The organism is Oscillospiraceae bacterium, from assembly GCA_035353335.1.
In the GTDB taxonomy this organism is placed as follows: domain Bacteria; phylum Bacillota; class Clostridia; order Oscillospirales; family JAKOTC01; genus DAOPZJ01.
Window position 1 is genome coordinate 1 of the sequence record DAOPZJ010000111.1, and the last position, 3,354, is coordinate 3,354.

The window sequence follows — 3,354 nt, forward strand, 5'->3', positions numbered from 1 at the left end:
TGCATCGTCCTTGGAAACATATCAACCGGAACCACTTTTTGAAGCGTATAACTATTTTCGGATAAAAACTTCAGGTCGCGGGCGAGCGTTGCGCTGTCGCAGCTGACCATCACAATGCGCTCGGGCGCAAAACGGCAAATGGCTTCAAGCGTAGCTTTGCCGCACCCTTTTCGCGGCGGGTCGGTGATGACAACGTCGGGCTTGAGGTTAGTCTCCGCGATAACCTTGTCCGCGTCTCCGCAAATGAATTCCGCGTTGGTGATATGGTTTTTTTCGGCGTTTTGGCGCGCGTTCTCGACCGCCTCGGGCACAATCTCGACTCCGACGATCTTGCCCGCGTTTTTCGCCATCGAAAGCCCGATCGTGCCGGTGCCGCAATATAAATCGAGCACAGTCTCTTTGCCCGTCAGCCCCGCATACTCCGCCGCCTTCTGATATAACGCCTGCGCGGCTTCGCGGTTGACTTGATAAAACGACTGCGGCGAGATGTCGAATTCCAATCCGCACAGTGTGTCGGTCAGCGTCGGAGCACCCCACAGCAGCTTGGTCTCGTCCCCCAAAATTACATTGGTGTCGGCCTTGTTGACGTTGAGCCATACGCTCTTGATTTGAGGAAACTTCTCGGTCAATTTGGCAATGAGTGCGCGGGAGTTTTGCAGAAAGTTGCCGTTGACCACAAGGCAAACCCCGATGCTCCCGTCACCCGTTCCGCGCAGGTAGATATGCCGCAAATAGCCCTTTTTGGTCGTCTCGTCATACGGCTCAATCCCGTTTTTATCGCAAAACGCGCAGATCTCGGCCATAATCTGTGAAAAGGCCTCCGATTGCAGCAGGCAATCTCCGATCGGGATCACATTGTGGGTGTTCTTGAAAAACAGCCCCGCTGCGAATTTGCCGTTGGTTTTGCAGACCGGAAACTGCGATTTGTTGCGGTAGCGATTCGGCTCTTTGGAGATAATCGGCTCGAACACAAACTTGTCTGCGTCAAGCCCGCCCAGCCGAATGAGGTTTTGCAAGACCTTGTTCTGTTTATATAATAATTCCGCTTCATAAGTCATGTTGCGCAGCGAACAGCCGCCGCACCGTCCGAACACCGGACAGTCGCTTTGGACTCGGTCTTTTGACGGCATGATCAGTTTTTCAAGCCGCCCGACCGCATGGTTTTTCGCGAGCTTGATGAACTTCACCTCAGCGACATCGCCCGGAATCGAATTCGGTACAAAAACCGCCATTCCGTTATACCGCCCGATGCCGTGCCCTTCTTCGGTCAGATCGGTGATTTCTATTTGAACAACCTCATTTTTCTCAGGCATTTCTGTTGAATGTCCTTTCATCGCCTTATAAAGTTTACTTTTTAAATTTCTTCTTTCTGAAGATCACTCTATTTTGCACAAAATAGTTGACGAAAAATAAAATTGCGTCGGTGATGGGTTTTGCAATCCAAAGCGGCCCGGGCATGATAATCGTCGTCAGGTCGAGCAGCACATAACTCGACGCCATCAAAATCCCGGCGAGCAGATAAAACTGCACCGCGCGTTTCCATACGTCTCCCTTGCTCTTAAAAACTAAAAACCGGTTCAGCGTAAAACTATAGGTCGAGCTGCACGCACGGGCAGCGACGACAGTGAAGACCAGTGAAACGCGCTCGGGCCAACTGCCCGTGAGCATGCGAAACCACAAAACCAACCCGTAATCCAATAAAAACGCTGTGAACGAGATGGTCGTGAACTTCAGTAATTTCGCATAAATCAAAATCGAGTCGCGGATGACATGGAAATGGATAAAAGTCTTGCGCCCGGTATAATCCACCTCGGTAGGGACCTCAACAAACGGAATTCTCTGCTCACACGCCCAAAGCAGCACATTGGTCTCGTATTCATACCGCATGCCGTCAATTTCTGAGAGGGCTTCGAGATATTTACACGGAAAACCTCTCAGCCCGGTCTGGGTATCCGAGACCTTGATTCCGGTTTTCGTGCGGAACACCCGTCTGGTCACGGCGTTTCCGAACCGGATCAGGCCCGGTACACGTTTATTGAAAGTCCGGCAGCCCAGAATGATCTTGTCTTCATTTTTACGAAGCGCTTTAGCTACCCGTAAAATGTCCTCGAGCCGGTGTTTTTCGTCCGCGTCTGCGGTGACGCAGCCCGCGCAGGCGATTTTTTGTTCGACAATATAACGCAGCGCCGTTTTTAACGCGGCGCCCTTCCCTTTGTTTTTTTCATGTCTTAACACCACTGCCGATTTGGGCAGCAGTTTAAATTCATTCTGATAATCCGCGTGGCTGCCGTCGTCGACGACTACGACCAAATACCCGTCTCTTGACGCGAGCCGTCTGACCAGATCGTGAAAAACGGCAGGTGGGTCATAAGCGGGAATGACGATGACAGTCGGCAGATTTTCCATCTCAGATCATCTTTTCCATCATATACTGACGGGCATAGAGGCGCAGTCCGCTTGCGCTCCAAAATGCCGCGGCCATTTCGTTGTTCTGGTCGATATTGTTGACCGTGACTTTACCGAAGCGCTCCCAGACATACTTTACTAACGCCGTGGCAAATCCTCTGCGCCGGTATTCCGGCCGCACCCAGAGCTGGTGAATCAGCCCCCGGGTACGATGAAAAACGGTATAAGCCGCAATGACGCCTTCCTCTGTGATATAGGCGACCTCAACGTTTGCGGCATTGCGTAAAATCGCCGTGTCGCTGTTTTCCCACGAAGGCAGCCAATCGCGCGGAAACTCGCGCAGTTCTTTAGTGAAATCGGCAACCGGAACCACAAGCACACCTTGTTTTACATCCCCGCGCAATTTCGGCATTCCTGTATAGCAAAAGAAATTACGGGTAATCACAAGCCCGAGTTTTTCGTAGATGTAAATTGCACGCTCGTTAGTTTGAAGGACCTCGAGCGTATATTTGTGTATGCCGTTTTTAGCCAGTTCCGCCATCGCCGCGTTGGCAATCTGATAGATCAGCCCATGCCCGCGATAATCGGGAATAACGCCCGTCGCCGCGTCAAAAGCCGACTTTATGCCTCCGTAATCATCAATCGAGTTAACCATAAAACCGATCAGGCGGTTACCATCAAACGCGCCGTAAGAGAAATCGTAGTGCACGCCCGACGCCGCGAACCGCTCGCGCATATAAGCGGGTGTCGCGGTAAAAGGCAGTTCGTAATCGGAGAATGCGGCATTAAAGGCATCCGTGACCGCCTCGATCGGGACGCCGGCCAGCGGCTTGATTTCGATCATGCTTCCTCGAAAATGTAGTTCATATAACTTGCGAAGTGGGCAAAGACGATTCCCGGTTCCTGCAGATAGGGGTTATACCGTTTGAGCCACTCGAGCGAGATATA

General features: G+C 51.7%; 3 protein-coding genes. All 3 read right to left on the reverse strand.

From position 1 onward, the window contains the following. Positions 1-1,313, reverse strand: a 1,313-nt coding sequence (gene rlmD / locus PKH29_12700; GenBank protein ID HNX15698.1) for a 23S rRNA (uracil(1939)-C(5))-methyltransferase RlmD, incomplete at its 3' end; no start/stop codon positions are given. Between the two features lie 34 nt (positions 1,314-1,347). Continuing rightward, positions 1,348-2,406, reverse strand: coding sequence for a bifunctional glycosyltransferase family 2/GtrA family protein (locus PKH29_12705; protein HNX15699.1), 1,059 nt, complete (start codon positions 2,404-2,406; stop codon positions 1,348-1,350). A 1-nt stretch (position 2,407) separates the two neighbouring features. Beyond that, a complete protein-coding gene (locus tag PKH29_12710) occupies positions 2,408-3,250 on the reverse strand; it encodes a GNAT family N-acetyltransferase (protein HNX15700.1) in 843 nt (280 codons plus the stop codon). Positions 3,251-3,354: the final 104 nt, after the last annotated feature.

What these genes read in the sequence shown, in the direction of transcription:
- PKH29_12710 (HNX15700.1), bottom strand. Translation starts at nt 3,250, where the DNA reads ATGATCGAAATCAAGCCGCTGGCCGGCGTCCCGATCGAGGCGGTCACG.
- PKH29_12705 (HNX15699.1), bottom strand. Translation starts at nt 2,406, where the DNA reads ATGGAAAATCTGCCGACTGTCATCGTCATTCCCGCTTATGACCCACCT.